We start from the raw sequence: 24,767 nt of genomic DNA, 5'->3' as shown, positions 1-24,767 counted from the left end.
TCAAGGGTTACACGGTGCGGCGGCGGGTGAGGCGGCCCGTGGCGATGGTGATGGCTTCGCCTTGGGCGCGGCGGCGGGCGACGAGGTTGGCCAGGACGGCTTCAAGGATGAACACGGCCAGGGCCGCGCCGAGCAGGAAGGGCCAGAAGGGGACGAGGCCTTTGCTCTTTTGCAGCCACTGGGTCAGGGCGTCGCGGCCGGTGAGCTGGGTGAGCGCTAGGGGCGCGGTGGCTTTTTCCAGCGCCTCGGGGGGGGCTGCTTTCAGGTCGGACTCGGCGCGGTCGACGTTGACGGGAAAAATCGCCGTCTCCTCCCCGGCGCTGGCGCTGTAGAAGCCGGAGGCGTCGGCGCGCTCCAGGAGCACGGTGCGGGAGTCGGCGGCGGCGTCGGCGGGGCGGGTGCGCGCTTCGCCGCTGGGCAGGGTGAGGGCGAGGGGCTTGTTGCGCGGGAGGTTCGGGGGGAGCGTGAGGGGATCGCCCACGCTCAAGCGGGTGGCGCGGCCCGGCTGGGTGGCGGAGTAGCGGGCGATCTGCTGGACGAGCGGCAGGAAGGCCGGGGAGAGGGGAAAATCGCCCCAGGTGCGGTCGGCGGAGGCGTTGACGATGAGGACGCGCCCGGGGCCGCGTTCGCCCTGGATCAGGAAGGGCGCGCCGCCTTCGGCTCCCTCGCCCGCGCCGAGGGTCAGCAGCACGGCGGCCTGGGGGGTGAGCTTCCAGTCCAGGAGGCGTTTTTGCGGCAGGGCCGGGAAGGGGGTGCCGTTGTCCCAGGCGTCGGCGAAGAGGGGGTGGGCGCTGTCGGCGATGCGCACGGGCTGGCGGCCAGGCGGGAGGTCGCGCGGGGCCGTGGGCCGGGCGGGGAGGAAGGCCGGGGCGTCGGCGGGCCGCGTCTGGTCGCCGGGGAAGAGGGCGACGGTGCCGCCGGATTCCAGGAAACGCTCCAGACGGGCGATGGCGCGGTCGCTCAAGCGGCCCGGGTCGGCCAGGAAGACGGCGCTCTGGCCTTCGAGCCCGGTGTCGTCGAGGGCGGCGGCGGAAATCGTCCGGACGCGGATGGCTCCGCCTGCTTCGAGGGCCTTGCGCAGGAAGAAGGAAGGGCGCAGGCGCTCGGGGCCGAGCTGGGTGCCCTCGGCGAGGGTCACGCGCGGGGGGCGGTAGACGGGGATGCTGAAATAATACGCGTCGTCGGCGGGGAGGTCGTCGCCGGAGAGCCGGGCGGTGCCGCGCGCCCAGCTGCCTTCGACGCCCGGGGCCTCGAATTCGAAGGGGACCTCGACGGTCGCCCCGGGAGCGGCGTCAACGGGGCGCTGGCCCGCGCGTTCGTTGCCGATGGTGATCTGCACCAGGTCGTGCAGCGGGGCGCTGGAGAGGTTCTCGACCGTGGCCACGCCCCGGAAGGTCGAGCCGCCCACCAGGAAGGGGGAAAGGAGGCGCAGCTCTTTAATACAGGCGTTGCGTGGGGAGAGGTCGTCGGGGCGCACGACGACGAGCTGCGGCGTCTCTTGTTTCCACGGGAGGTCGAAGACGGCTTCGGGGTGCGCGAGGGTGGGCCGCCAGCCGGTTTCCTGGCTGTCGGTGAAGAGGAAGACCTGGCGCAGGCCGCGCTCGGCTTTGGCGGTGATTTTCCCCGCTTCGCGCAGCGCCGGGGCGAAGTCGCCGCGCGTCTCGGTGAGCCGGATGCCCGCGACGGCTTTGCGGGCGACGTCGCGGTCGATGGTCGGCTCGGCGACCAGCAACCCCGCGCGGTCGGATGCGGCGATGACGGCCACGCGGTCGCCTTGTTTGAGGTCGTCGAAGACGGAGAGCGCGCAGGCTTTCGCGGCCTCCAGGCGGGTTTGGCCCCCTGCCCGGGCCCCCATGCTGGCGGAGTGGTCGATAATGAGGATGACCGTGCGGGGGACCTCGCCGCCGAAAAGCTGGGCGCTGCGGGCGAGCATCACGGGGCGCGCGGCGGCGGCCACGATCAGGGCGAAAAGCAGGCAGCGCAGGAAAAGTAAGAGCAGGTTCTCCACGCGCGAGCTGCGGCGCGTGCGCGAGGCGATGGCTTTGAGGAAACGCAGCGAGCCAAACGGGATCGCCTGGATCTGCCGCCGCCGCCAGAGGTGGATCGCGATGGGCGCGGCGATGGCGGCGAGGCCGTAGAGCATCCAGGGCGCGAGGAAGTTCATAGCGACATGCGGCGGCGCTCGGCCAGGTAGTGGTGAATGAAGTCCTCGAAGCTCTCCGCCGTGGAGACGAGCCGGTAATCAACGTTCATCACCGCGCATTTCTCCCGGCAGCCGTCGATGAATTCCTGCAATTCCTTCTGATAGGCGAGGCGGGCCAGCGAGGGATCGATCTCCAGCTTTTCGCCCGTTTCCATATCAACGAACTGCGCCACGCGCTCGAAGGGGAGGGTCAACTCCGCCGGGTCGAGGAGCTGGATCAAGATGACGTCGTGGAGCTTTTTCCGAAAGTGGGCGACGGCTTTGAAGATGGCTTCGGGATCGTCGAGCAGGTCGGACATCAGGACGATCAAGCCGCGCCGGAAGGTCCGTTCGGCCAGGGCATGGAGGGCTTTGCCGGTGTCGGTGCGGCCCTCGGGGCGGTGGGCGGCGAGGCGCTCCAGGATGAGCCGAAAATGGCGCATGCCGCCTCGGGCGGGGATCTCCTCGCGCACTTTGTCGTCGTAGATGGTCAGGCCGAGGGAGTCCTGCTGTTTGCCGACGATGTAGCCGAGGCTGGCGGCGATGCGGCAGGCGTAGTCGTACTTGGAGAGATGCTCGCCGGAGCGGAACCCCATGGAGCCGGAGCCGTCGATCATGACGTAGACGCGCAGGTTGGTCTCTTCCTCGAACTGCTTGATGAAGTAGCGCTCGGTGCGGCCAAAAACTTTCCAGTCAAGGTTGCGGAGGTTGTCGCCTTTGACGTACTGGCGGTGGTCGGCGAATTCGATGCTGGCCCCCTTGAGCGGGCTGGCGTGGGAACCGGCGCGAAAGCCTTCCACAAGGGTCCGGGAGCGGAGCGTGAGCGCTTCGAGTTTGCGCATCCCCTCGGGAGTCAGGAAATCGGAGATGCTCTGCATTAGCGGGGGAAATTCACCGTTCTTTTTTGGGATTCAAACAGGTGGGAAGGCGGAAATTACTGGAGCAGATCCCGTGCCCTTCGTTCCTGCGATTTCACCTAGTGCGTTACCGCGTAATAGAGGACGTTCACGCCCAGGGCGGTGGCGTCCTTGGCTTCGTAGCCCAGGGCGTAGGGCGCGGGGGCTTGTTCCCAACCGGCGCTCAGGTCGTTGGGGGTGTAGATGACCGACAGGGTGCCGTTCAACTCGACGCCGTAGAGCTCCGGCGGCAGCTCGAGCTTGTTCTCGCGCTTGACGGCCAGGGCGGCGCGGGCCTTGACCACGCTGGCGTTGAGCGGCTTGGTGTAGATTTCGTGCCCGGCGGGCAGCGGGGTGAGCGCTTTGCCGGGGAGGACTTTGGCGATCAGGCTCCGGAAGGCGGCGTCGAAGGTGGCGCGGCCTTCCCCAGCCTCCACCAGGAGCACGCCGCCGTTGTTGAGGAAGCGGCGCAGGGCGTTGATCTCGGCTTCCGTCAGCGAAAAATCGGTGGTGCCGGTCATGAACAGGAAGGGCATTTCAAAGATCGCCGGATCGGTGAGGGCGACGTCGCGCAGGTCGAAGGAGACGGGCGTGCCGGTGGCGGTGTGGAACTGGTTGAGGAGCATCGGGAAGGCGGCGGCGCGCGTTTTCCAGGGGCCTTCGTGGATGACCTGCCCGACTCGGAATTTCCCTGCCGTTTTCTTATCTGCATCGGCGAGCTGCACGCTTTTGCCAACCGAGCACCCGGCGTCCCGCATGGCCGTGGCGTAGCTCACGAGGTTGGAGCCGATTTTGCGCGCGTCGGCGTCGGCGTAACCCCAGCTGTCGCACGGGTTGCCCTCCCAGCCGAGGGAAAAGTCCCACCGGGAGATGAAGATGGCGGTGCGGTTGTCGAGGTCCACGCCGTCGATCCATGGGTACGGGTCGGCGGCCAGTCCGTCGCGAACCATCCGGGGGCGGTAGGCGACTTTGTCGATCTCGTAGAAGGAATGGAACGCCGGGTGGTCCATCCGCAGGCGGTAGAGCGGGTACTCGGGTAGGACGGCGGCGGCGGCCTCGCGGGCGGATTTGTAGAAGTCCGGGTTGCCGACCAGGGCGTTGAAAATGATCGTGCCCCCGCCCAGGAGGTACTCGCGCAGGGTCTTGATCTCCGCCGCGCCGAGCTTGAAGGGCTTGTAGCCGGAGCGGTAAAGGATCGGGTTGCGCTGGGCGTCGAGCGAGATTTCCCTAAAAGCCTTGGTGTTGGAGCTGAAATTGACCTTCATTTCCTGGCTCATCCACTGGAGCAGGCCCTTGAGGTCGTTGGGCGTGCGGGTCCAGTCCTCGGCGTCGGGGGTGGAGATTTTGGTCAGCAGCACCGGGGGCTGCGGCGGGTTCTTGCGCTCCTGGCGCTTCTGGAACACCGCCGGGTAGGGCAGCGGCGGCATCCCCTCGGAGGAGGAGATTTGCGAAGGAGGCGGCTTCGGTTTTTCGAGCGGCGGCGGCTCGGGGGGGCGCAGATCCGCGAAACCCTGGCTCACAAAGGCGAGCAGGCCGATGAAAAGAAGGCAACGGCGCATAGGGGGAAGTAGAATAGGTTTGAGTTTGGGCCGAATTGGCGGGTTTTTCAACCGGGAATGGCGACGATCTTAAACCTGGATTGTTAATCTCCCATCCCTCTTATTGTTAAGAGTTTGTTAAGCCCCCGGCTACGGTGTTTCCCTATTGACGGCGGCTTGGCGGCAGGGAAAGATACGTCAGTAATGGATCTGCTGCGCAAAACATTCTGGATCGTGCTCTTTCTCTTCGCAACGCTCTGCTTTGTGGTGCTGTTCGAGAAGGGATCGGACCATTTTATTCCCAACGTCAAAAAGCAGGTCACCGAGTTCAGCGATTTCCTGGTGAAAACCTTCAACGAGCAGGTTCACCCCCAGAAGAAATAGATTCGCGGGTTGCAATGCGCTCGGGTGCGGTGCTAGAGTTTCGGTCTTTCTCCCCGAGGTATGCCCCTTAAGACTGAACAAGATCTATCAGACAACTCCCGCACGAATTGGTTGAAAGCCAAGAGCGCGGTCGAAATTCGCAACTATGGCTACGCCGTGGCGCTTCTGGCCGCCGTGCTGAAGGAATCTCCGGAATTCCTGGAGGGCCGCAAGCTCCTCCGCCGAGCCCAAATCCTGGCCCATCATGGCAAAAAGAACCTCTTCGGAGGCCTTTCGTCCATTGCGCTGAAGGGAAAGGGGCCGCAACTGCTTAAAAAAGACCCGGCGGCCGCTCTGGAGCTGGCCGAGGAGACGCTGGCCAACGACCCGCTTAACAACGCGGCCAACCACCTTCTCCGCGACGCAGCCCTGGCTCTAGACCAGTTTGAACTGGCGGTATTCGCGCTGGAAACCTTGCTGGAGGCGGATGCGAAGGACGTCAAAATCTGGATGGAGATCGGCGAGCTTTACATGGAACACACCCAGCCCGACAAGGCGCTGGAGGCGTTCAACCGGGCGCTGGCCCTTGCGCCCAACGACATGATCGCCAACAAGCGGGCGAAAGACGCCGCCGCGGCCAACACCATGAAGGCCGGTGGCTGGAACACGGCCAAGGACTACCGCGATTTGATCAAAAACAAGGATGAGGCCGTCGCGCTGGAGCAGAAGAACCGCGTGGTCAAAGACGACGCCTCCATCGACGCCCTCCTACAGGAGCTTCACCAGCAGGTGCAAGAGCACCCGGAGAGCATCGACGACGCCCGCAAGATCGCTTCCCTTTACGAGCAGAAGAACGATTTCACAAACGCCCAAGCCTGGTACAACTACGCCAGCGAACTTTCGAAAGGGACCGATACCTGGCTCATTCGCAAAGTGGCCGACATGCAGCTCAAGCAGGTCGACGAAGCGGTCAAAGCCCGCGAAGAATGGCTGGCCGAGGCTGGCCCGGATCACCCCGAGAGCGCCCGCGTCCGCGAGGAACTCGAAGGCCTGATCAAGCAGAAGGGCGTTTCGCAACTCGACGAAGCCCGCAAGAGCGTTGAGCGCAACCCGACGGATTTGCTTTTCCGCTTCGAACTGGGCCAACAGCTCATCGAGAACGGCATGTTCAACGAGGCGATCCCCGAGCTTCAAAAAGCCCGCAACAACCCGAACGTCCGTTTGCGCGCCATCAACCTGCTCGGCAAGTGTTACGTCCAGAAGGGCATGCTCGACCTCGCCGTCAAGCAGTTCACCGATGCCGTCAACGAGATGCTCGTCATGGACTCCACCAAGAAGGACATCCTTTACCAACTCGGCCAGGTCTACGAGACGATGGGCGACAAGGAAAAGGCCCTCGGGTGCTTCAAGCAGATCTACGAAGTCGACTACGGCTACGAGGACGTGGCCAAGCGTGTGGAAAGCAGCTACACGGCCTAGTCAGCATCAAGAATTTCGGAGTTGATTTGCCTCGTTCCCGGGCGTGCCTGGGGACGAGGCTTTTTTATGCCTGCAAGCGGAGGTGGCGGTCAAAAAAAGGGGCAACTCTTGAAACTTGACAATATGGAATAAAAAAGAAAAAGAGTGGGTGCGACAAGTTTCAAGAGTTGACGCCTTTTCATAAAATGAAAATGTTTAAGTACATAATTGTATTTTTATTTACATTCATTGTTTTTACAAAAGCTGATGAAGGAATTCCAATGAATGCCCAGTTTTTGTTGTCAAAGAGCGAGGAAAAGAAATTAATTTCTAAAGCAAAAAAAGGGGATTCGGAGGCAGCTTTAAAGCTGTATCTCTACTACGAGGCCGGTCAATTCGATCAGCTCGAGGCGTTCTTTTGGCTTCGTACTGCGGCGGGACTGAAAAATCCAAAAGCAGAATACAGTTTGGCATTATATTATGCGGAAGATAGGCCGATAAATATTTTTCATTTATCAAGTGCGAAAATGTGGCTTGCGAGAGCCCAAAAGGATGGTTCTCCGGAAGCGGAAAAGAAATTGAAGGAACTTGAGGCGAAAGAGAAAAAATGAACCTAGCCGCGTCTTTTTATGGGTCAACTCGTGAAGCTTGACAGAAGAAAAAAGAGTGGATATGGCAAGTTCAAGAGTTGCCCTGTTATCTTACAAATCGGGCGGAGTTTTTTTCGGCCTATGATACAGGGCGAAGGCGTAAGCTCTGTAAATATCCCTGCCTACCCGCCCGTAAAAACGCATTCGGCTTCGAGGTTCAGAAAGGTAAATGGCGGTACACTTTCGAAACCAGAAGCTCTCTTGACGGCACTCTGCCACAGCATTCCACGGGATAAGTAGTCGCGGGGACAACAATTTGAATGGAAGAAATATCGAAATTTCGATTCCATCCGTACCAATACGAACAAATAAGCACCCGTTATAATTTACGGGGAAAATGCCGTTTCCCATGCTCATGGAAGCGAATGAGAAAAGTTTCCCCTTAATGCGCCGAGTGCTCCGATATTGCTTCCCCAAACGATGCCACCCGCCTGCGAGGGAAAGGAAAACGGAAATCCCCAGCCACATCGTGACGAATAGCAGAATAAACCAGTGCAAATCCAACCCAGTCTGTGGTGCTTGACCTAACATTTTGTAAAATCAGTTTAGCTGAGTGAGCGGGAATGGGGCAGGCGACATTTATTGACTGGACTCTCTTGGCTGTAAAGATTTGTCGTCATTCTTTGGCTTCGTAAAATATCCGCGAATTTCGGAGTTGATTTGCCTTGTTCCTGGGACTGCCTGGGAAGGAGGCTTTTTTGGCCCCGCTTCGTGCGCGTGGAATCCCTATTTCCTTTTCACCCAACGGGCGGGCCGCTAGACTCGCGCAAAAGCCATGAACATTTTTCTCCAAAGCAGTGAAGCGGGCGGGGGACGGATTCCAGCGCGTAACGAGGTGCCTCTCGAAGATACCTGGGACCTGACGGTTCTTTACCCAAATGACGAGGCGTGGCAGGCCGATTTTGCCGAGCTCCAGGCTCGCTGGCCCGCAGTTTCGGGTTTCAAGGGGCGGGTCGGGGAATCGGCTCAGACGCTTCGCGAGCTTCTTGAGTTCGATAAGGTCCTGAATCAGAAGATCGAACACCTCGGCCACTACGCGATGCTCCGTTGCGCGGAGGATGCCTCGGATTTTGCCAATCTGGAGCGCGAGGGGGTGCTGCAAAATTTGCTGACGCTGATCGGCGAGGGGACGGCGTTCGTTCTGCCTGAGATCCAGGCGCTCGATGACGCTACTTTCGAGCGTTACGTGGCCGATCCGCTGCTGGCCGAATGGCAGATTCCGCTTCGCAAGCTGCGTCGGCTGAAGCCGCACACGCTTTCCAGTGCCGAAGAGCGCCTCCTTGCGCTTGGGTCCTCGGCGCTCCATGGCCACCGCGACACCTTTGACCAGCTCACCAATGTCGACATGAAGTTCGGCTCGCTCGTCGACGACCAGGGCGAGGAGCGGGAGCTGAGCCAAAGCTCGTTCTCGTCGTTCCTCGTGCAGCGCGACCCGGAGGTGCGCAAGGCGGCTTTCCACCGGTTTTACGAGGAGTTTGGCGATCATCAGTACACGCTGGCTTCGACGTATTCCAACTCCGTGAAGGCGGATGTCTTTTCCGCCCGGGCGCGCAATTTCAGCTCGGCCCGCGAGGCGGCGCTTTTCTACGACGATGTGCCGGTGTCGGTTTACGATAACCTGATTTCCACCGTTCGCGCCAACTTCGAGCCGCTCTTCCGCTACTACGAGCTGCGTCGCAAGGTGCTGGGGCTTAATGAGATTCACCACTACGATACCTATGTGCCGATGGTGGGCGACATCGCCACGCACATTCCCTACGACGAGGCCATCGACAAGGTGATCGCCGGGCTCGCGCCGTTGGGGGGCGACTACTGCAAGGTGCTCGAAGAGGGGCTGCGCCATGGCCGCTGGAGCGACCGTTACGAGAACAAGGGCAAGCGCTCGGGGGCATTTTCGTCGAGCAGCTACGGGAACCCGCCCTTCATCATGATGAACTACAAGGCGGACGTTTTCTCGGACGTCTACACGCTGGCGCACGAAGGCGGGCACTCGATGCACACCTGGTACTCGCAACAAAACCAGCCTTTCCAGACCTACGATTACCCGATCTTCCTGGCCGAGGTGGCGTCCACTTTTAACGAGGACCTGCTCACGCACCATTTCCTGAATACGACGGATGACCCGAAGATGCGGGCCTACATCATCAATCGGCAGATCGACGACATTCGCGGGACGGTCTACCGGCAGACGATGTTCGCCGAGTTCGAGAAAATCGTCCACGAAATGGAGGAGCGCGGTGAGGCCCTTACGCTCGACTCGATCAAGGCGGTTTACCATGGGTTGCTGATGGATTACTTTGGGCCCGGCTTTACGCTCGATCCGCAGCTCGATCTGGAGTGCCTGCGCATTCCCCATTTCTACGGCGCGTTCTACGTCTACAAGTATGCCACGGGGCTTTCGGCGGCGGTCAGCCTGGCCGAGAACGTTCTCACCACGGGCGAGACGGGGCCCTACCTCGGGTTCCTCAAGAGCGGCGGCTCGAAGTTCCCGCTGCCCACGCTGGCGGCAGCCGGGGTCGATATGTCGAGCCCCAAGCCGGTCCAGAAGACGCTCGATCTCTTCGCGCGGCGCGTGGCCGAGCTTGAGGAGCTGCTGGGGGCGTAAGGAGGGAATGAAGGCGGAAAATTTCGCGCGGATCGAAGCCCGGTTTCGGGAGAATTTCGAGCGCCGGGGGGAGCTCGGCGCTTCGCTCTCGGTCTGGGAACATGGGCGCGAGGTGATCTCGCTCGCCGGGGGCTATGCCGACCGCAAGCGCGTCAAATCTTGGACGGCGCAGACTCCTGTGCTCGTCTGGTCGTGCACGAAGCCGCTGGCGGCCTCCTGCATCCTCCACGTGATGGCGCGCGACCAGGTGCCGCTTTCAACGCCCGTGGCGGAGTTCTGGCCGGAGTTCGCGCAGTCGGGCAAGGCGCGTATTACCATCGGCGAGGCGCTTTCCCATCAGGCCGGGCTGGCGGCGCTCGACCGGCCCGCGCCAGTGCTCGACCATGCGGCGGTGGTCAAGTCGATCGAATTGCAGGTGCCCAACTGGACGCCGGGGCTGGAGCACGGCTACCATCCGCGCACGTTCGGCTCGCTGCTGGAGGAGCTGTTTCGGCGCATTGAGGGGACGCCTGGAGTGACGCTCGGGCACTATTGGCAGACGCATTTTGCGGTGCCTATGGGGCTCGATTTCTGGATCGGCCTGCCTCGGGAGAAGGTCGAGAGCGTGGCGTCGGTGTTCGCGCCGAAAATCAGCACTCCGAAGCGGAATCCGGATTTTTACAACGCGCTGGCGACCAAGGGGACTCTTACGGAGCGGGCTTTTATCTCGCCCAAGGGGCTGCACGGCCCGGCGGCGATGAACACGGCGGAGGCGCGCATGGCTTCGCTCCCGGCTTTTGGGGGGATCGGCACGGCGCATTCGATTGCGAAGTTCTACGCGATGCTGGCGAGCGGCGGCGAACTGGAGGGGGTGCGCTATTTCGAGAATATCGAGCCGATGCTGAACGTGCTGACGAATGGCAATGACCGCGTGTTGCTGCGCCCCACGGCTTTTGCGGCCGGGTTTATGCACGATCCGGTGGACGCATCCGGCAAGAAGTTGCGGAATCTTTTTGGCCCCTCAACGCGGGCCTTTGGGCAGCCCGGGGCGGGCGGTAGCCATGCTTTTGGCGATCCGGAGAACGGGATTGCCTTTGCCTACGTGATGAACCAGATGGACGTGGGCGTGATGCCGACGGAGAAGGCGCTCGGGCTGGTTGAGGCGGTTTATGCCTAGAAAATAGGTTTCAGCACCAGAATATTGAGAGCCTGGCGTAAGAAGGCCACGCCGAGGCCACAAAGAATCCAGCCTCGCGCGGCCGGGAAAAAGATGCGCCAGAAGCTGCCGCACAAGCCCAAGCCCTGAAGTCGGACGGCATCCAAGGTTTCCCGATCCACTTTGGAGAATCCGATCACGGCGCAGACGTAGAAGATGGGAAAGATGGCCACTTGTTCGAAAATAGCAAGGTATGCAAGGTTGGGCGCGCTGGCTAAAACATTAGGCAGCGCCAGGAGGAGCAATACGAGCGCGTCCAGAGCGAGCTTGAGGTTGCGCGGCGCGGAAAAACGGGCCCGTGCGCAGGCCGTGGCGATGAGAAAAGTGACTGCGGCGGGGCCGAATGTGTAAACGAGCGGGTTCGTCCAAAACGGATGCGTCATAGGTCCTGGGAGAATTCGGTTTGAATACGCCGCTGTCAACCCCGTTTCGCACGGCGGGCCTGCCACTGGTTCCATTTGTCGGTGACGAACATGCACCAGAGCTGCTTGGCCAGTTGCGCGTTGGTCATGTCGGGGCTGACCGGTTTGACGCAGTGGTTGCGGATGGCCTCGAAAATGCCTTCCACGCCCGCGTCGGGATCGGCCTCAATGAGGGTGTAATGCCGACCGAATCCGTGGAAGCGATGGGCGTCGGAGGTGGCGACGAGCGGCTTTTTGAACGCTTCGGCTATTTCGATGGCGCGGCGGTTTCGGTTGAACCAGGCTGTGTGAAAGTGGCAGACCTCCACGGCGTCGAAAACGTCGATGTACTCTAGTAGGCGCTCGCCCATGGAACCGCCGAGGACGTAAAAGGGGTGGGGAGCGATGATGAGGGCTGATTTTCCCCGGCGCTGGCGGAAGGCGGCCAGGTCGCTCAATTTGTGGATTTCCGCTGCTTCCTTCTTGCTGAGGTTTAAAACGACCACGTCGGCCCCTTCCAGGCGCAATTCCGCGCCAGGAATGAGCCGGATGCCGAGGTTGATGGCGGTTTCGGAAAGGGAGGAGTCCTCCAGCACCGCGTCGTGTAGGGTAATGGCGAGCGCGTGGAAGCCGAGGGTGTGGGCCCGGTGGAGGAGGTCGCGGGCGGAGTAGGTGATGAGGTCCTTGGGGTCTTCGGCGGTGTGAAGGTGGAAGTCGGCCTTGATCCAACCCTTTTCAGGAGAGGGGGATGGACGAGCGTCTTCTTCGTGGCCGCGGGAAATCATTCGGGGGTAGTCTGGTGTGAAAGGGGATTTTTCTCAAGAGGGGAAAAAAAAGAAAAAACGCGCTTGCACCAAGGGAAATGCATGATAGAAATACCGGCCCACCAATTAACGGTGAAGCTCGGGTGGTGAAATGGCAGACACGTACGTTTGAGGGGCGTATGCCGCAAGGCATGCGGGTTCAAGTCCCGCCCCGAGCACCACTTTTTATCAGCCCTCGCGGGTTTTAAGCCAAAATCTGCGACAAATCTGCGACAAATTCGAATCAATGTCTTGGAAAGCCGCTCAGGAAGAGGCTTCGCGCTGGTTGGATCAGCTACAACTCGAAACCGGCAAAATCCGTGGAACAGTCATCGACCTTCGGCCCTACGTGCACTTGATAAAAGCCGAAGGTCTGATCCGGGTGATGGTCTTTGACGCCGCCAAACGTGCCCTCAAAAAGCGGGGGGCGGATTGCATTCTCCCGGAGGTGGAACGGAAAGATCCTTGGGCCGAATAATCAGCTCCCGGTATTTCCGGCTCTTAGGGTTCCGATTGTTGATTCCCTTGGCTCGCTCCACCGGGGTTAGGTCACACCCTTCAAAAATCGCCCGGACGGTAGGCGAGTCGTTTAGCGTTACCACCCACTTGCCTTTGAGCTGAGCGAGCCGTGCCTTAAGCCGTTTCACGTCTTCGGGCTTCCATGCGGCATAACTGGTGTCACAGCACTCAATGTACGGCGGATCGAAAAAGAAGAATGTCCCTGTTCGGTCGTAGAGATCCACACACTTTTCCCAATCCACGTGCTCGATGCACGTGCGATCCAAGCGCACATTGAGGGCTCGTATGGTCTCCATTCGAGCCGCTCGGGATCCCAGCGCCGCGCCGCCGCCCGAGACCGCAGAGGTGCCAAAGGAACGCATATCGCAGCCTCCAAAGCACGTCTTGTTGCGATAAAACCAGCGCGCTGCGCGTTGAATATCCGTCAGGCCGAGCTGTGTCCTGAAATCGTAGAATTCTTCCCTGCTATTTAGGACAAACTCTATTTCGGTGAGCAAGGTTTCGGAGTGGAACCGAACGCACCTGTAAAAATTGACCAAGTCCCCGTTGAGATCGTTGATTACTTCAAGGGGAGATCTCTTTTTGGCGAGGAATACGGCGAGGCCCCCTCCAAAGGGCTCCACGTAGCATTGATGCTCGGGAATAAGGGGAATAATATGTTTGAGCAACCGGGACTTTCCTCCCGGCCAGCTCACCGCGGGTTTGATTCGGATTTCGGCTTCTATTGGAGAGGCATAAGCTCCTCCGGCGCTGGGTTGGTGTTCATAAAAACTTTTGCGGCGCGCTCCAGCAGCTCGGCTTCGGCGTCGCGGCGAAGGCGCGCTTGCACGCCTCTTGGTAGCGGAAAATGGCCTTTCATGCACCGGACCAGGTGGGCCGCGATATGACACCTGGTCCCGTAACCGATGCCATGTGTCTTCGCGCATTTTTCGATCTCGTCACGGATCTCCCGCATCTCTTCGCGGCGGGCGCCGTCCAGGCGCGTGCCCCGGCTCTGCACCAGGGAGACCAGGGCGCCCCGGGCAAGGTCCGGGAAATATTCCACGCCGGGAAAAACGGCCGCGACGGCGCGCTCGAGCTGGGTCAGCTCGGTCAGGACCCAGACGACCTGGGCGGATTCGGCCTGGATCTCGATATCCTTGAGGAGCGGTGCGGCCTCCGCGGCTCGCGTGCCGCATACGCCGACAACGGCCAATAGCCGGCCAAGCTGGGTTGCGGTCAGCAGCCCATTCCAGTCTCTCACGAACTGGTGGGCCGTTTTGGTGCCCAGGTCGTAGCCGTAGCCGATCGTAATCCCATGGATTCCCCCGAGCCAGTTGCCCGGCTGGCAGAGTGGTTCAAAGCGGAAAATCAACTCGAGGGCGTCGCGGGGGAACATAATTTTGGGCTAGGCATTGAGGTATTTCGCGCCGCCGATGACGCGATAACTCACCAGGGCGACTCCGGAGCGGAGAGGAACCCCCAGGGCGCGGAAGGCGGCCTGGGTGAGGTCGATGCCGTGTCCGGAGCTTTTCGTGGGGCCGTTGTCGATCAGGGGGACGGTGATGGAGACGCCGGCGCGCGTCACTTTCACCTGGGTTTTCCACGGGATGTGGGGCTCGACGGCCAGCGGGGAATCATAGGTCGAGACCATGAGCTTCCCCTCCGCGTCCCGGACGATTACGGGTAGCGCGCAGCCCATACATTGCGGGTTCCCAGCGGTGTGAACGCCCGAGGCCGTGAGGCCGTTGTCCTGGGAATCGTTGTCGCCGCCAAACCACGTGGCCGCGGTATTGTTGACGACCAAGTCATCTCCGTCGATGAGGACTTCAAAATTCCATCCGGGCTTGCTCACGGTTTTCTGGAAGAGGTTGCGGATTGCGGTCCACCAGCTCATGGCTTATTGACGGGCTGGGCCTCGACGGCGGTATTACTGATCTCGGGTTTGCCGGTTTCCTCGATGCCCTCGATGACCGGGTTGATGTAGTCGCCGGTCTGCGGGTACGAATCACGGAGCCAGTGCAGGCCCTCGAGGAGCGCCGCCCATGCTGCCCCCGCCAACGCGTCGGGCGGGATCTGGAAGAGAAGGCAGATGTGGGCGAACCACGGAATATGAGCCAGGGCCAGGAAGACCAGCAGGATGATGAGCCGGTTTACCTTGGCTGCGATCCTGCCTCGGAAGTATTTCAGGATCTTGGTGATGAAAAACTGTTTCATGGTTCAGAACTCGGTTGAAAATTTGATCCAGAATGTGCGCTCGGGTTTTCCCTCCGGATCAAGCCGCTCGGGGTTAGAATCCACCGAGATGCTGAAATCGCCGAGGATCCCGAGCCAGGTTACTTTCCCGACGTCGAGAGCGCCGTGGTGGTGGAAGAGGTGGCCGCTGTGGCGGTCTTGCCCTCGATGGCCTGGGCGATGCCTTCCAGCGCGCCCGAGGCGTCGGCTCCGGAATTCGATGCGGCCGTGAGGCCAGAGATTACGGCGGTCTTGACGGTTTCGGCCGCGGCAGAATCGCCGGTGGCTTGCGCTACGGCGTTGGCGACCGTGACGGCCGCTTTGGTGGTATCGGAGGCGGTGCTGGTCAGCTCGATGCTTCGGGCGGCGTTGGCGGCGGCCGCTTTGGCGACGGCGGTCCAATGGACGTTGCCGTCATCAAGGTAATCCGGCCCCGCCGTTTCGGCGGCGGCCACCAGGGCGGATTCCGCGGCCTTAAGACCGATTTGGAGACCCTTTTGCGTGGCCTCGCTTTTCCACCAGGTTTCCACGGCCGTGGCGGCTTTGGTGGCGGCGGATTTAATATTAGCGCATGCGCCGAACGAGGCGATGAGCGCGGCAATGGCGGCGATGGGGAAAAGGCGTTTGATATTCATGGCGGTTGATTGGCTTATGTGGCTTACACCGCCGACGCTGTGTCAAAGCCACTTCCGGACCTGAGCAACCGCTTTTGGGATTTGCAAAATCAGCACGGTGATGCCCACCAGCAGCGCGACGAAGCCACCGGCCACGCGAATCACGAGATCCAATTGCTGCAAAAAGGAAATGGCGCTGGCCGAGAGGCCACCGCCAATTCCAATCATCCCCATTCCAAAAGGGTGCCGGTCACAAAGGTCCAAAATCAGCTTCACGGTTCCGGCGGGCTGTCAATTATTCCGGCTTCGGATACCTGTTCTTAACAGCCAAAATTTCCGAATAAAAAGGTTCGACCTTAGCCAGCGCGCCGCCGTCCATTGCGTGCCACAACGCATCAAGCTGATCTCCGAGAGGGGGGTATGCGTTCCGGCGTTCGATTTTATAATTCGCGGCGACTCGCGCGTCGGCATCCGCATCCTCAAATGGGTATGCACCAGGCGTGTCGCTAGTGACCTCCGTTGCAACCCCGTAGGCGTCAATCTGTAAATATTTCATAATTTTATTGGTTAAAGGCCGTCTGTTACAAACTCCCATTGCGACCTCACTAGGTTGGTTGTACCTGTCACCAACAGTCGCCAATAGCCATTGGTCGTATCCATCCAAATCAGAACTTTGGACGTAGATACCTGCCCAAACCGGGATGACGAAACCGATAGACCCGTGGAGGTGCCATTAAGTAGTACGTTGGTGTCCGCAGATGACAATATAGCGCCCGTTGATCCCGTGGACATGGTGGATATTGCGCCTAACCCAGTGCCAGCGGCAGCTATGACGACCCTGCCACCTGTAACGTTGCCTGTAATTACGTCACCAGCATTCACGGTGAGGCTGCCGCTCAGGTTGTAGTAATTATTACTGGAACAAAACACAACATTGCCAGTGTCTAACCCTAGCGAGTTAGCATAATAACCAACGTATCCCATTGCACTGAACGTCGCATATGTGGACGAAATAGCGCCGAAACGGAAAAACCCGGTAGGATTGTTGACCATAGACCATGATCCGGGGTTGATAATATAAGTCGTACCACAGGTAAGTGCTTGCGCCCCCCGGAACCAGTATTGCACCACGTTTTTGTAGCCGCCAATGATAGAGTTGGTTGTGGATAACTGTGGATAACCGTACCGCAAATCCGACGATCCGGAGCTGTAGGCTCCTACGTCAGACGCAGTGATGCCCGTAGGGGAGTTGATCACGGGCCCTTGATAGACGCCGGCCGTGGTTGTGCCGCTGCGGATATAGTTGCCCGATATTGTCCCGCTGGCGTTAGTGACGCCGGTAAGAGTCAAGCCTGTTGCCGTGCCACCGTTGGCCGCCAGTGCTCCAGAAACCTTCTGGAGTGGAATAGTCCCGGAAATCGTCGATGCTGTACCAGAAGAGGAAATATACCCGGAGCCGTTGGTTAGCTGATTGGTATTGGTCGGGATCGTAGGCAGCCCGGTGAGCGCGCTGTATGCGCCCGTGTAGGCCACTGGTGCAAGGCCAGTGACCTGGGCCGACGTGATGGTCCCTGAGAGCATGGCGGCGGTGCCCGCACTTTGGGAATAGGGAACGTCGATTGCCGAAAGGGTGATCATATTGCCGTTGCGGGTAAACGACAACCAGGAGACTGCGCTCGTGGCGCTCGTGATCGAATTGGTATTGATCGTGAGGGGTGCCCCAAAAACCAATACTGGCAGAAGGAGGAGGATGGCTAAGAGATGCGGTTTCATTCGTAGGATTTGAGGATGCCGTTTTCGAAATGGAGGGTTCTGTCACCGTCGGCGTAGTCAGCGGTCAAACCGGTTTGAGCCACGGCGGTTACGGCCGCCGAAACAAAGGCGGTGGTGGCGAGCTGGGTTGAATTGGTGCCTAGAGCCGCTGTCGGTGCCGTCGGCGTTCCGGTGAGCGCTGCGCTGTCCAGTGGGGCCTTAGCTGACAGGGAAGCCGTAAGCGCGGCGGCGATACTTTCGTCGCTGGTGAGCTGGTCGGCGATTTCCTTGAGGGTGTCGAGCTGCGCTGGAGCGCCGTTGACGAGACCCAGGATGGCCGCCTTGATCGCCCCGGCGAGCGTCGCTGGCGTGATAAGCTTGAGTCCATCCGTACCGGCATTGGCCTCGGCCTGGCTAGCGACGTCGACGCTCTTGCGGTAAAGATCCGCGGCTGGCGGGTAGAGGGACGGATCGGCCGAGGAGGCTACGCCGTCGGGGATCTCCGCTTTTTCGACGGTGACGGAAAACGTCTGGCTGCGGAATTGCCTGCCCTCGATAATCCAGGCGACCTCGGCGCTGAGTTTGCTCGGACTGCCGTTGGTCGCAGCCAGGAGGGTGACGAGCGAGTTTCCGGAGCAATCCAAAAACCCCGCGTAGTAATTGCTGGAACCGGGCGAAAAGGTGTTGGTATACGCCAGGGCTGTTCCGGAGCTGGTGATGGCAAACTCGATTTCCAGGGTTGAAATGAGCAGTGGAGAGCCGCCCGTATTGGAAAATCCAATCTGCACGGGCTCGAATGACGCCCCCTTGAATTTTAAGGTGGAGGGCGTCGTCGTGACTTCGTGCGTGTCGAGATTTACGAGGATCCGCATAATTCAGGGGCGACTGTCAAGGCTGCTGGGCTGTCACGGCCGGCTGGACCGCGAAGGTGAAGGTGTCGGTGGTGATCTGCACGCCGTCGGAGTTTTTCCAGCGCAGGTCGGACATGACGGTAAGCGTGACGGCGGAACCGCCGGCATCGATGAGGCTTTGCAGCTCGGCCATTAGGGCATCTGAATCAAGATTGATGCCGATCAGCAGGTAGGCCGGTTGATCGTTGGCGGCGGCTTTGAATTGCGGTGCGTCCGGGGTGAGGATTGGATCGGTGCCGAATTGGTTATTTGCCAAAACGGAGATTCCGACCTTTTCGGGAGGCGCGATCGTGACGCCTGCCTGCAAAAACACCACGGCCAGGAGAGCCTTGTCTCCAGCCTTATAGGGACGGGAGCGCCCGAAGGTGACGGCGCCGGTCTGCGTTTCGACGAGCACGCTGGTAAGTGTCGGATCGTCCAGCAGGAATTGGTAGGGAGCCGAAACGGAGGTGCTCGTGGAGGCGACTACAAACGAGGCGTTGAACGTGGATGATCCAGCGGAATTGGTGGCGGTGATGACAGTGTTGAAGGTTCCGGAAACGGTTGGCGTTCCGCTGACGCGCCCCGTTGTGGGGTTGATGGTGCAGCCCACGGGAAGGCTTGTGGCGCTCCATGTGACGGTTCCCGCGGTGGATTGGATCGAAAACTGGGCGGAAACGGCCGTGCCCGCGGTGACGTTTAGACTCGATGAATCTGCCAGCGAAATAACGGGAACGGCGGGGGAAACCGTCAGGGAGAGCAGATACTGCGCGTTCTGCGTCGTGCCGCCCGAGTAGGTAGTGTTGGTGCAGGTGGCGAGGATTGTATAGCTGCCCACGGCGAGGCTGCCGCTCACGGCCCCATAATTGGCGTTTATCGAAAGGCCGGTCGGAAATGATCCGGACCAACTCGCGCCCCCGTTGGTAGCTAAAAACTGGAGGTTTATGGTTCCGGCAGTCGTGGTGAGCGTGCCCCCATTTTCCGTTGCGGTGGCTCCCACGCATGAAATGACAGGTGCGCCGGTGGCGGCGGTGATGACGAAATCAACCTCCATCGTGCCCGAGCCCGTGGCATTGGTAGCCGTGACCTTTGTGGCGTAGAGCCCGGCCGTCGCCGGCGTCCCGGTAATCAACCCGCTAGCGGAGTTGATGCTCAGCCCGGGGGGAAGATTGATGGCGCTCCAGGTAACGGTGCCCGCGTTGGTCTGCACCGAGCATTGCGCCGAAATTGATTTTCCAACATAGCCGGAGGTTGTGGCGTTGGAGGACAGCGTGATAACCGGTAAGGCAGGCGTAACCGTCAGGGTAAGATTATACGCAGCCGATTGGACGGTCCCGTTTGAGAAGGCATGGTTGTAATAGGTTACAACCAGATTGTATATGCCCGCTGTCAGGGTACCCCCTACCGGGAATGGTGCGGAGGGACCGTTATTGGTTCCAGGATTAATCCCAGATGGAAGCGAATAGCCCCATGAACCGTACGCATCCTGATTGGTAACAGTAAACGACAGATTAATTGCTCCGGCGGGAGCCGAATAGGTTCCCCCGTTGGAGTTTGACGCTGCTCCTAAGCATGAAATCACCGGAGGCTGTAGCTTGGACGGGTCGTTGACGGTGACGGTAACGGGAATAGTGCCCTCCGCTTTGCTAGTATCGGTGGTCGCCTCGTGGATGAGAAAACTATAAACACCTCCTCCTTCCGTGGTCGGTGTGCCCGAGAGCACGGCATTCCACAATGAAAACGAAAGACTCATTCCGGGCGGAAGCTCGCCTGTATAGGAGACGCACTGATGAACGGAATCCTCCGGAGGAATCACGTTGTTGTAAGAAACCCCTTTGGTGACGTTAATATTCATAGGTTACGCGATGGTTGCCGTGGCGTCGCCGGTCGTCTTTGTGGTGTCTCCTACCGCGTAATATAGCCAGCCCATGGCGTTGTGGACGTTGTTACGCGTGTCGAACTGGATGAGCCGAGCCCGCAAGATGAAGTTAGGCGAGGCGGGGACGGAATCGGCTACGCTCGATGCACCGTAGCTGATCTTGTTTGCCGTGAGCCCGCTGGCCGACCGGTAAACGTTGCACCCGAAGGAGTGGATCATCTGCAGCGGCGTGACGAAGAGCCGCTGGGTGAGGAGCGGTTTATTCGCCCAGGCAATCGACTGGAGGTTAGCTCCCTGGGTTGCAGGGGTCGCCTGGTCCACGGGAACCCCGTGCTCGATCACCAGGACCCACTGGGCTTCGCAGCTCGCCCTGAGGAGTTGCAGCGCCAGGCCGAATTGGACGGTGAGGGTTTTGCCCGGAAGGAGTTGGTATTCGTCGATCTGGAATTCGAAGAGGGTGCGCTCAAATGCGGCGGGATAGTACGTATTGTCATTTGCCGCGTCTTTGTTGACGGGGTAGAGGATGCGCCCATCGTTGCCGATATAGCCGTTCGCCTCGACGTAGGAGGCCGGGATGCGACCGAATCCGGGAATAAGCCGGCGCGCTTCGGATAGCCATACGGTATCCATCCCGGTGGCGTCGGTGAGCGAGGTCGGAAGCGCCGTAGCGGCGGCAGCGCTGATCGCGGGCAAAAGCAGCGGCGGCCGGATGGGGAGCGCGGTGAGGTCGAGCTTCGTGGGGTTGTAGAAGAGCACCTCGGATTTTGCCGGGATGCCAATGTTCAGCGAAGTCTCGGAAGAGGAAGATGCGATCGTGGCTGTAGGAATATAGGACTCAAGGGTCGTCACGCGGTTTTCCAGCGCCTGGAGACGATCCTCCAGACCCTCGATTGACGCGATGGTTTGCGTGTGGGCCTTGAAAGCGTTGACGGTGAACGGGCTTATTAAGAGGACCGCGAGCGAGTTTTGCGCGGGGATATCGGCCGTAGCTGGCAGCGTGATTTCCGCCTGATTGGCGGTGGGGAAGGTAACAGTATATTCGTCGAGGTTGAGCAGGCGGCCACCGGAGGCATTCTGGCGCAGCGAAACGGCGAGCGCGTCGGAACCGAGATTGTGGTTTAAAACAAACGAGCGGTTGACCCCGTCGCCCAGGACCGCGATGTAATTCATGAGACCCTGGAAAATCTGATCGCGGGTAAAGGGGATGTAGTCTTTCGGCTGAGGCGGGTTCTCCCAGTTGATGTCGGGAACGGTGTTCAACTCCTCCCAGATCTGCTCCCGGGCGATGGTGACGTCCGCTGAGAATAGCGTGATGATGCGGCCCGTTATGGTTGCGTCCGAAATTTCGTCGGCGTTGTCGACCACCTCGGCCTCGACCTCGAATTTTAACGCGACCTGGGCTTGATTGCGCAGGGTATCGGCCAGGCGCGCATTGTTGAGATCCAGCGTGAACTGGATCTCGCCCTGGGAGAACGATTGCACGGAGATCGTCATCAGCTCCTGGGGCGCTTTGGCCAGCTTGCCGATGAATTCGACATAGGCGTTGTTGTCCTCAGGGTTGGTGACCGAGAACCGGGTGGCGCCGTCACTGTACATGCCATTGAGCGCCGTCGCGATGTCGTCGGTGGTCGCCTGGGTACCCAGGAGTGTCGAGCGTTTGAACCCGAATTGAACGTAATAGGTACCGGAAAATTCCTCGGGAACTTTGATGGCCTGGATTTCATTCTGGCCGCCGTCGGAGTCCTCGGGTGGCGCGCCTACGCCGGCGCGGATCCGGCGGATGCTCGGGGCCTCGGGTAGCACGCGCTCATGGGTCCCGGTGAAGACCAGGGGCGCGTTGATGAGCCGCAGCTCGTGGAACCAGGTATCGTTGTCCTGGAAGGCCCGCACGCGAACGAAGGCGACCGGCGAAAGCTTGTTGGTGATGGCGGCGATCGGCACTTCGCCCGCGAAATTGAATTGCAAAATCCAGCAGCCATTTTCCGAACCCGGTTTGGCGTCGAGGATCTGGTATTTGCCCCCCGGGGCGCATTCCGCAAGCGCGGCGATGGCGGTCTTGAGCGCGGCGACGGTAGAGGTGGGGCAGAGCTGGCCGGATTCGGAGCCATTGACAAACCCGAGCGTGAACGTGCCGGAGTCGGGGGCGGTCATCACCGTTCCGATTGAGGCGCGCAGCGTCCGAACGTTCAAATCCGCGACGGTGACGGTGTTGGACGAACTGCGGTCGAGGGCGTGCAGCGAGAAAAGGACCGTGTCGCCAAGGGTAAGCAAAGGCAGGCTTAGCGAGCTTCCATCGGCGCTGGCGAGCTGGCGTTTTTGGACGTCGGCATAGAGCGGGATTTTGGGTGTCATGTCGATGCCCCGTCCGTGCTGTCAATTTCAGGATCCAGGTTGAGGCCGAAGGCCGCGGGATCGAATGCGACGACGGTGAAAGGAAATGACGGGTTCAAGATTGCCTCGGCGGCATAAGCGGCGTTGGCGGTCGCCTCTTTTTCCCAGCGGTTTTGGAGCGTATCGAGACTCATTATGCGTTGTAAAATTTTCCCTTGAAGCTGGTGGCGTTGTAGAAGTTCTGTATTTCCTGGGCGGTATCGTTGTCGACGGACAACATCCCGTTGCCGATCTCATCGGCGAGCGGGATTCCGGTCTTCAATGTGATGTTGTTGTAATTAACTCGGTTGCGCGGTCGCTGGGTCGAGTAGACGAAATTCCAAAACGCAAAATATTTAGTGTAGAGAACCCAGGTAGAGTCCGGTTCCGCTCCATCCTCGGGATCAGGCGGCGAGACTGCGTAGACCGTGGCGAGCTTGATTTCATCGACGGTAGGCTCGACGTAGGTTCCGAGCATCCATTCCAGGGCCGTTGGCTCGGCTTGCTGAGTCCATTTTTCGCTCGAGTAGAGTTTGAACTCCTTGCCGATGTTGCTGGTATCGCCCCACGTGGCCGTGCCGCCGGTGATGGTGCTCCCGGAATCGGACGAGGAAATGGTAAGATCGACGATCGTCCCGACGCGCGGGGTGGATAGTATGATGTCGCAGGCTCGCAGTTCCCGGGTGCGCCAGGAGGCGCTGGGGTCATAGGTGGCACTTCGGCTGTCCTGGGCCGCCGTGCGCACGCCCAAGGTCTCGAAGAACTTTGGGTATCCCTCGCTCGTTGCGGTGTAGAACGCTCCATCGTCGGAAACCCCAATGGACCCTTCCAGCGGGTTGCGCCAATAGGCCGTGAGGACAGGCATGTCAGCGTCCGTGATGAACGTCCCATTGATCTTTGGCGGAAGGCCATCTACGAAGCCCGGGCGTACGACCATTTGCCATGCAGCGGTGGTGGTATCCCAACTGGTGGTGATTTTCCACGGGTGCAGAAACGTTGCGCCTGGGTTTGCGCGCACGATAGTACCCTCGGGCGTGACGAAGGTCTGCACGCCAAACCCCGGGAGCGCGCGGGCCTTCATCACTTTGCGTACCCAGTCATTCCACAAATCCGCTGGAGGCCGAAAGAGGTTCATGCGGGCCAGAAGAAATGCCGCGTGACTCCGGTGCCCCGATACGCGACGTGCTGAAGGTTGAAATAGGCGATCTGGAAAAAGGAGAAACCGCCGGAGTCTTGTCTCACGAGAAGCCCGATGGGATGCCGGGCGGCATATTGCCCGACGCCGCTAAGCGATGATACTTGTACCAGCTCGGCTGAAGTCTGCTTGTAGGTGGACGAATCGATCATTACCTCGATGGCTATCCAGCCCATGCCGTCTTCGTTGTATTTTGGCGAGGAGAGATCCAGGATTGGCTGGGGTTTAGAAGAGGTTCCGCTGATGGGAACGCCGCCCAAGGTCACCTCTGTTCCCCCCATGGTGCCTTTGCTTACCGTAGCGTCAGCCCCGGCGATCGCCACCTTGAAGGGATGCGGCCACGGGGACCAGTACGAGCAGGAAAGGAGGGTTCCGTCCGGGAGCCGTCGCCCACGGATGCCGTCGCCGAAGAGGATGCGCGCGCTGCGCACCGCGCGGGCCAGGCCGTCCCAAAGTTTGGGCGTGAGCTCGTCGCCTTCCTTGACCAGGAGTGAAGGGAGATCGTCCATTTAGGTTCCCTCGAGCTGGCCTTTCGCATAGACGTCGGCATTCCAGCCGCCGGGCCCCGACAACATCCATTCTTCGGTGACCTCGACCACCGATCCGCGGCGCCGCAACTTGGGTGACATCTTGAGCCAGTTCCGTTTTGTGGGAGCCGTGGGAAGCGCAAACTGCCCTATTGAAGGCGGTGCGCTAACAATGGAGCCAACACTCTCAAAAATATTCGATGGAATGGTTTTCGACGCGTAGGTCTTTCGAAAAACACAACCGAAGGCGAGGAAGCTCTGAACGCCGTAAAGAGGGTTGGTAGCCTTATCAAGCGAAGTGCCGTTTTTCAGGGCAACCGTGGTTTTCTGGGTGCCTGGCATGTTGATTTGAAACGCCTTTTCCGTGGCGTTCCAGCCATATTTGTCGGCAATCGCCGCGAAGTTTGGGTGAGACTCGATGGGGTCCTCCGACATCGTCGTATCGAGCTCGAAGGTAATATTGTCATCTGAGCCGATCGATGATCCCGGGCCTTCGAATTGGCAGGTCACCATGTAATTGCCATCCTCAGTCTGCTGGAATGGCGCGCCGATGCAGGGGAATGAAATGCCGAGTTGTTTGGCAATCGCGCCTGTGTTCAGGTTGATAACATCGGCGAGATTGGCGACGTAAACGGGAACGTTTATCCGGGTGATCCCATTTCGATCCCAGCCCCCGTTGGCCCCAATGGAAATGAAAGGAAGGATATTGGGCATAT

At 60.0% G+C, this 24,767-nt stretch carries 25 protein-coding genes and 1 tRNA gene; 6 read left to right on the top strand and 20 right to left on the bottom strand.

What is annotated here, in order from left to right; translation table 11 throughout:
- Positions 1 to 7: 7 nt before the first annotated feature.
- The 3 genes from B2828_RS17280 to B2828_RS17270 form a co-directional block, all read right to left on the bottom strand.
- Positions 8 to 2,164: a vWA domain-containing protein gene (locus tag B2828_RS17280; protein ID WP_479635023.1), complete on the bottom strand. Its 2,157-nt coding sequence runs from the start codon at positions 2,162 to 2,164 to the stop codon at positions 8 to 10.
- Positions 2,161 to 3,060, bottom strand: a complete 900-nt coding sequence (locus tag B2828_RS17275) for a DUF58 domain-containing protein (RefSeq protein WP_479635022.1) — start codon at positions 3,058 to 3,060, stop codon at positions 2,161 to 2,163. The genes B2828_RS17280 and B2828_RS17275 overlap by 4 nt, the downstream gene beginning before the upstream one ends.
- 98 nt (positions 3,061 to 3,158) lie before the next feature.
- The gene (locus B2828_RS17270) at positions 3,159 to 4,637 is read right to left on the bottom strand and encodes a DUF4159 domain-containing protein (RefSeq protein WP_479635021.1); all 1,479 of its coding nucleotides are present in this window, start codon (positions 4,635 to 4,637) and stop codon (positions 3,159 to 3,161) included.
- 183 nt (positions 4,638 to 4,820) lie between these two features.
- On the opposite strand from B2828_RS17270, the gene B2828_RS17265 reads away from it, so the two are divergent.
- The 5 genes from B2828_RS17265 (at position 4,821) to B2828_RS17245 (ending at position 10,848) form a co-directional block, all read left to right on the top strand.
- Positions 4,821 to 5,000 (top strand): hypothetical protein, encoded by a 180-nt coding sequence (locus tag B2828_RS17265; protein WP_479635020.1) that lies wholly within the window; start codon positions 4,821 to 4,823, stop codon positions 4,998 to 5,000.
- A gap of 60 nt (positions 5,001 to 5,060) precedes the next feature.
- Positions 5,061 to 6,458 (top strand): tetratricopeptide repeat protein, encoded by a 1,398-nt coding sequence (locus tag B2828_RS17260; protein ID WP_479635019.1) that lies wholly within the window; start codon positions 5,061 to 5,063, stop codon positions 6,456 to 6,458.
- Positions 6,459 to 6,643: 185 nt separating this feature from the next.
- A complete protein-coding gene (locus B2828_RS17255) occupies positions 6,644 to 7,048 on the top strand; it encodes a hypothetical protein (protein ID WP_479635018.1) in 405 nt (134 codons plus the stop codon).
- 814 nt (positions 7,049 to 7,862) lie between these two features.
- Positions 7,863 to 9,692 (top strand): oligoendopeptidase F, encoded by a 1,830-nt coding sequence (pepF, locus tag B2828_RS17250; RefSeq protein WP_479635017.1) that lies wholly within the window; start codon positions 7,863 to 7,865, stop codon positions 9,690 to 9,692.
- Between the two features lie 7 nt (positions 9,693 to 9,699).
- Complete coding sequence (locus tag B2828_RS17245) at positions 9,700 to 10,848, top strand: serine hydrolase domain-containing protein (protein ID WP_479635016.1); 1,149 nt, start codon at positions 9,700 to 9,702, stop codon at positions 10,846 to 10,848.
- Here the strand turns inward: B2828_RS17245 and B2828_RS17240 are convergent.
- Together B2828_RS17240 and B2828_RS17235 are read right to left on the bottom strand one after the other, a co-directional pair.
- Positions 10,845 to 11,270, bottom strand: coding sequence for a hypothetical protein (locus tag B2828_RS17240; RefSeq protein ID WP_479635015.1), 426 nt, complete (start codon positions 11,268 to 11,270; stop codon positions 10,845 to 10,847). The genes B2828_RS17245 and B2828_RS17240 overlap by 4 nt on opposite strands.
- Positions 11,271 to 11,305: 35 nt before the next feature.
- The gene (locus tag B2828_RS17235; protein WP_479635014.1) at positions 11,306 to 12,073 is read right to left on the bottom strand and encodes a PHP-associated domain-containing protein; all 768 of its coding nucleotides are present in this window, start codon (positions 12,071 to 12,073) and stop codon (positions 11,306 to 11,308) included.
- A 116-nt stretch (positions 12,074 to 12,189) separates the two neighbouring features.
- On the opposite strand from B2828_RS17235, the gene B2828_RS17230 reads away from it, so the two are divergent.
- A tRNA-Leu gene (locus tag B2828_RS17230) sits at positions 12,190 to 12,273 on the top strand.
- Between the two features lie 231 nt (positions 12,274 to 12,504).
- On the opposite strand, the gene B2828_RS17225 is transcribed toward B2828_RS17230, so the two are convergent.
- The 15 genes from B2828_RS17225 to B2828_RS17155 all read right to left on the bottom strand — a co-directional run bounded on the left by B2828_RS17225 (position 12,505) and on the right by B2828_RS17155 (position 24,765).
- Positions 12,505 to 13,305 (bottom strand): DNA adenine methylase, encoded by an 801-nt coding sequence (locus B2828_RS17225; protein ID WP_479635013.1) that lies wholly within the window; start codon positions 13,303 to 13,305, stop codon positions 12,505 to 12,507.
- Between the two features lie 26 nt (positions 13,306 to 13,331).
- The gene (locus B2828_RS17220; protein WP_479635012.1) at positions 13,332 to 13,988 is read right to left on the bottom strand and encodes a lysozyme family protein; all 657 of its coding nucleotides are present in this window, start codon (positions 13,986 to 13,988) and stop codon (positions 13,332 to 13,334) included.
- Between the two features lie 9 nt (positions 13,989 to 13,997).
- Positions 13,998 to 14,486 (bottom strand): RlpA-like double-psi beta-barrel domain-containing protein, encoded by a 489-nt coding sequence (locus tag B2828_RS17215; protein ID WP_479635011.1) that lies wholly within the window; start codon positions 14,484 to 14,486, stop codon positions 13,998 to 14,000.
- Positions 14,483 to 14,806, bottom strand: coding sequence for a hypothetical protein (locus tag B2828_RS17210; protein WP_479635010.1), 324 nt, complete (start codon positions 14,804 to 14,806; stop codon positions 14,483 to 14,485). The genes B2828_RS17215 and B2828_RS17210 overlap by 4 nt, the downstream gene beginning before the upstream one ends.
- 119 nt (positions 14,807 to 14,925) lie before the next feature.
- On the bottom strand, positions 14,926 to 15,459 hold the full coding sequence (locus tag B2828_RS17205; RefSeq protein ID WP_479635009.1) for a hypothetical protein: 534 nt from the start codon (positions 15,457 to 15,459) through the stop codon (positions 14,926 to 14,928).
- A gap of 42 nt (positions 15,460 to 15,501) precedes the next feature.
- On the bottom strand, positions 15,502 to 15,714 hold the full coding sequence (locus B2828_RS17200) for a hypothetical protein (protein WP_479635008.1): 213 nt from the start codon (positions 15,712 to 15,714) through the stop codon (positions 15,502 to 15,504).
- A 19-nt stretch (positions 15,715 to 15,733) separates the two neighbouring features.
- Positions 15,734 to 15,994 (bottom strand): hypothetical protein, encoded by a 261-nt coding sequence (locus tag B2828_RS17195; RefSeq protein WP_479635007.1) that lies wholly within the window; start codon positions 15,992 to 15,994, stop codon positions 15,734 to 15,736.
- Between the two features lie 11 nt (positions 15,995 to 16,005).
- Positions 16,006 to 17,211 (bottom strand): hypothetical protein, encoded by a 1,206-nt coding sequence (locus B2828_RS17190; protein WP_479635006.1) that lies wholly within the window; start codon positions 17,209 to 17,211, stop codon positions 16,006 to 16,008.
- On the bottom strand, positions 17,208 to 18,062 hold the full coding sequence (locus tag B2828_RS17185) for a hypothetical protein (protein ID WP_479635005.1): 855 nt from the start codon (positions 18,060 to 18,062) through the stop codon (positions 17,208 to 17,210). Before B2828_RS17185 ends, B2828_RS17190 begins: the two co-directional genes overlap by 4 nt.
- A gap of 16 nt (positions 18,063 to 18,078) precedes the next feature.
- A complete protein-coding gene (locus B2828_RS17180) occupies positions 18,079 to 19,935 on the bottom strand; it encodes a putative Ig domain-containing protein (protein ID WP_479635004.1) in 1,857 nt (618 codons plus the stop codon).
- 3 nt (positions 19,936 to 19,938) lie between these two features.
- Positions 19,939 to 22,311, bottom strand: a complete 2,373-nt coding sequence (locus tag B2828_RS17175; protein ID WP_479635003.1) for a hypothetical protein — start codon at positions 22,309 to 22,311, stop codon at positions 19,939 to 19,941.
- Positions 22,308 to 22,484 (bottom strand): hypothetical protein, encoded by a 177-nt coding sequence (locus tag B2828_RS17170; RefSeq protein ID WP_479635002.1) that lies wholly within the window; start codon positions 22,482 to 22,484, stop codon positions 22,308 to 22,310. The genes B2828_RS17175 and B2828_RS17170 overlap by 4 nt, the downstream gene beginning before the upstream one ends.
- Positions 22,484 to 23,464: a hypothetical protein gene (locus tag B2828_RS17165; protein WP_479635001.1), complete on the bottom strand. Its 981-nt coding sequence runs from the start codon at positions 23,462 to 23,464 to the stop codon at positions 22,484 to 22,486. The genes B2828_RS17170 and B2828_RS17165 overlap by 1 nt, the downstream gene beginning before the upstream one ends.
- The gene (locus tag B2828_RS17160) at positions 23,461 to 24,033 is read right to left on the bottom strand and encodes a hypothetical protein (protein WP_479635000.1); all 573 of its coding nucleotides are present in this window, start codon (positions 24,031 to 24,033) and stop codon (positions 23,461 to 23,463) included. Before B2828_RS17160 ends, B2828_RS17165 begins: the two co-directional genes overlap by 4 nt.
- Positions 24,034 to 24,765: a hypothetical protein gene (locus B2828_RS17155; RefSeq protein ID WP_479634999.1), complete on the bottom strand. Its 732-nt coding sequence runs from the start codon at positions 24,763 to 24,765 to the stop codon at positions 24,034 to 24,036.
- Positions 24,766 to 24,767 lie beyond the last annotated feature (2 nt).

Source organism: Spartobacteria bacterium UBA695, from assembly GCA_002298145.1.
Classification (GTDB): Bacteria; Verrucomicrobiota; Verrucomicrobiia; order Chthoniobacterales; family Chthoniobacteraceae; genus UBA695.
The sequence above is the reverse complement of the archived record's forward strand: the minus strand, read 5'-3'. Positions and strand labels throughout refer to the sequence as shown.

Coding starts and splice junctions, on each gene's coding strand:
- B2828_RS17280 (WP_479635023.1), bottom strand. CDS start 2,164: ATGAACTTCCTCGCGCCCTGGATGCTCTACGGCCTCGCCGCCATCGCC.
- B2828_RS17275 (WP_479635022.1), bottom strand. CDS start 3,060: ATGCAGAGCATCTCCGATTTCCTGACTCCCGAGGGGATGCGCAAACTC.
- B2828_RS17270 (WP_479635021.1), bottom strand. CDS start 4,637: ATGCGCCGTTGCCTTCTTTTCATCGGCCTGCTCGCCTTTGTGAGCCAG.
- B2828_RS17265 (WP_479635020.1), top strand. CDS start 4,821: ATGGATCTGCTGCGCAAAACATTCTGGATCGTGCTCTTTCTCTTCGCA.
- B2828_RS17260 (WP_479635019.1), top strand. CDS start 5,061: ATGCCCCTTAAGACTGAACAAGATCTATCAGACAACTCCCGCACGAAT.
- B2828_RS17255 (WP_479635018.1), top strand. CDS start 6,644: ATGAAAATGTTTAAGTACATAATTGTATTTTTATTTACATTCATTGTT.
- pepF (WP_479635017.1), top strand. CDS start 7,863: ATGAACATTTTTCTCCAAAGCAGTGAAGCGGGCGGGGGACGGATTCCA.
- B2828_RS17245 (WP_479635016.1), top strand. CDS start 9,700: ATGAAGGCGGAAAATTTCGCGCGGATCGAAGCCCGGTTTCGGGAGAAT.
- B2828_RS17240 (WP_479635015.1), bottom strand. CDS start 11,270: ATGACGCATCCGTTTTGGACGAACCCGCTCGTTTACACATTCGGCCCC.
- B2828_RS17235 (WP_479635014.1), bottom strand. CDS start 12,073: ATGATTTCCCGCGGCCACGAAGAAGACGCTCGTCCATCCCCCTCTCCT.
- B2828_RS17220 (WP_479635012.1), bottom strand. CDS start 13,988: ATGTTCCCCCGCGACGCCCTCGAGTTGATTTTCCGCTTTGAACCACTC.
- B2828_RS17215 (WP_479635011.1), bottom strand. CDS start 14,486: ATGAGCTGGTGGACCGCAATCCGCAACCTCTTCCAGAAAACCGTGAGC.
- B2828_RS17210 (WP_479635010.1), bottom strand. CDS start 14,806: ATGAAACAGTTTTTCATCACCAAGATCCTGAAATACTTCCGAGGCAGG.
- B2828_RS17205 (WP_479635009.1), bottom strand. CDS start 15,459: ATGAATATCAAACGCCTTTTCCCCATCGCCGCCATTGCCGCGCTCATC.
- B2828_RS17195 (WP_479635007.1), bottom strand. CDS start 15,994: ATGAAATATTTACAGATTGACGCCTACGGGGTTGCAACGGAGGTCACT.
- B2828_RS17190 (WP_479635006.1), bottom strand. CDS start 17,211: ATGAAACCGCATCTCTTAGCCATCCTCCTCCTTCTGCCAGTATTGGTT.
- B2828_RS17185 (WP_479635005.1), bottom strand. CDS start 18,062: ATGCGGATCCTCGTAAATCTCGACACGCACGAAGTCACGACGACGCCC.
- B2828_RS17180 (WP_479635004.1), bottom strand. CDS start 19,935: ATGAATATTAACGTCACCAAAGGGGTTTCTTACAACAACGTGATTCCT.
- B2828_RS17175 (WP_479635003.1), bottom strand. CDS start 22,311: ATGACACCCAAAATCCCGCTCTATGCCGACGTCCAAAAACGCCAGCTC.
- B2828_RS17170 (WP_479635002.1), bottom strand. CDS start 22,484: ATGAGTCTCGATACGCTCCAAAACCGCTGGGAAAAAGAGGCGACCGCC.
- B2828_RS17165 (WP_479635001.1), bottom strand. CDS start 23,464: ATGAACCTCTTTCGGCCTCCAGCGGATTTGTGGAATGACTGGGTACGC.
- B2828_RS17160 (WP_479635000.1), bottom strand. CDS start 24,033: ATGGACGATCTCCCTTCACTCCTGGTCAAGGAAGGCGACGAGCTCACG.
- B2828_RS17155 (WP_479634999.1), bottom strand. CDS start 24,765: ATGCCCAATATCCTTCCTTTCATTTCCATTGGGGCCAACGGGGGCTGG.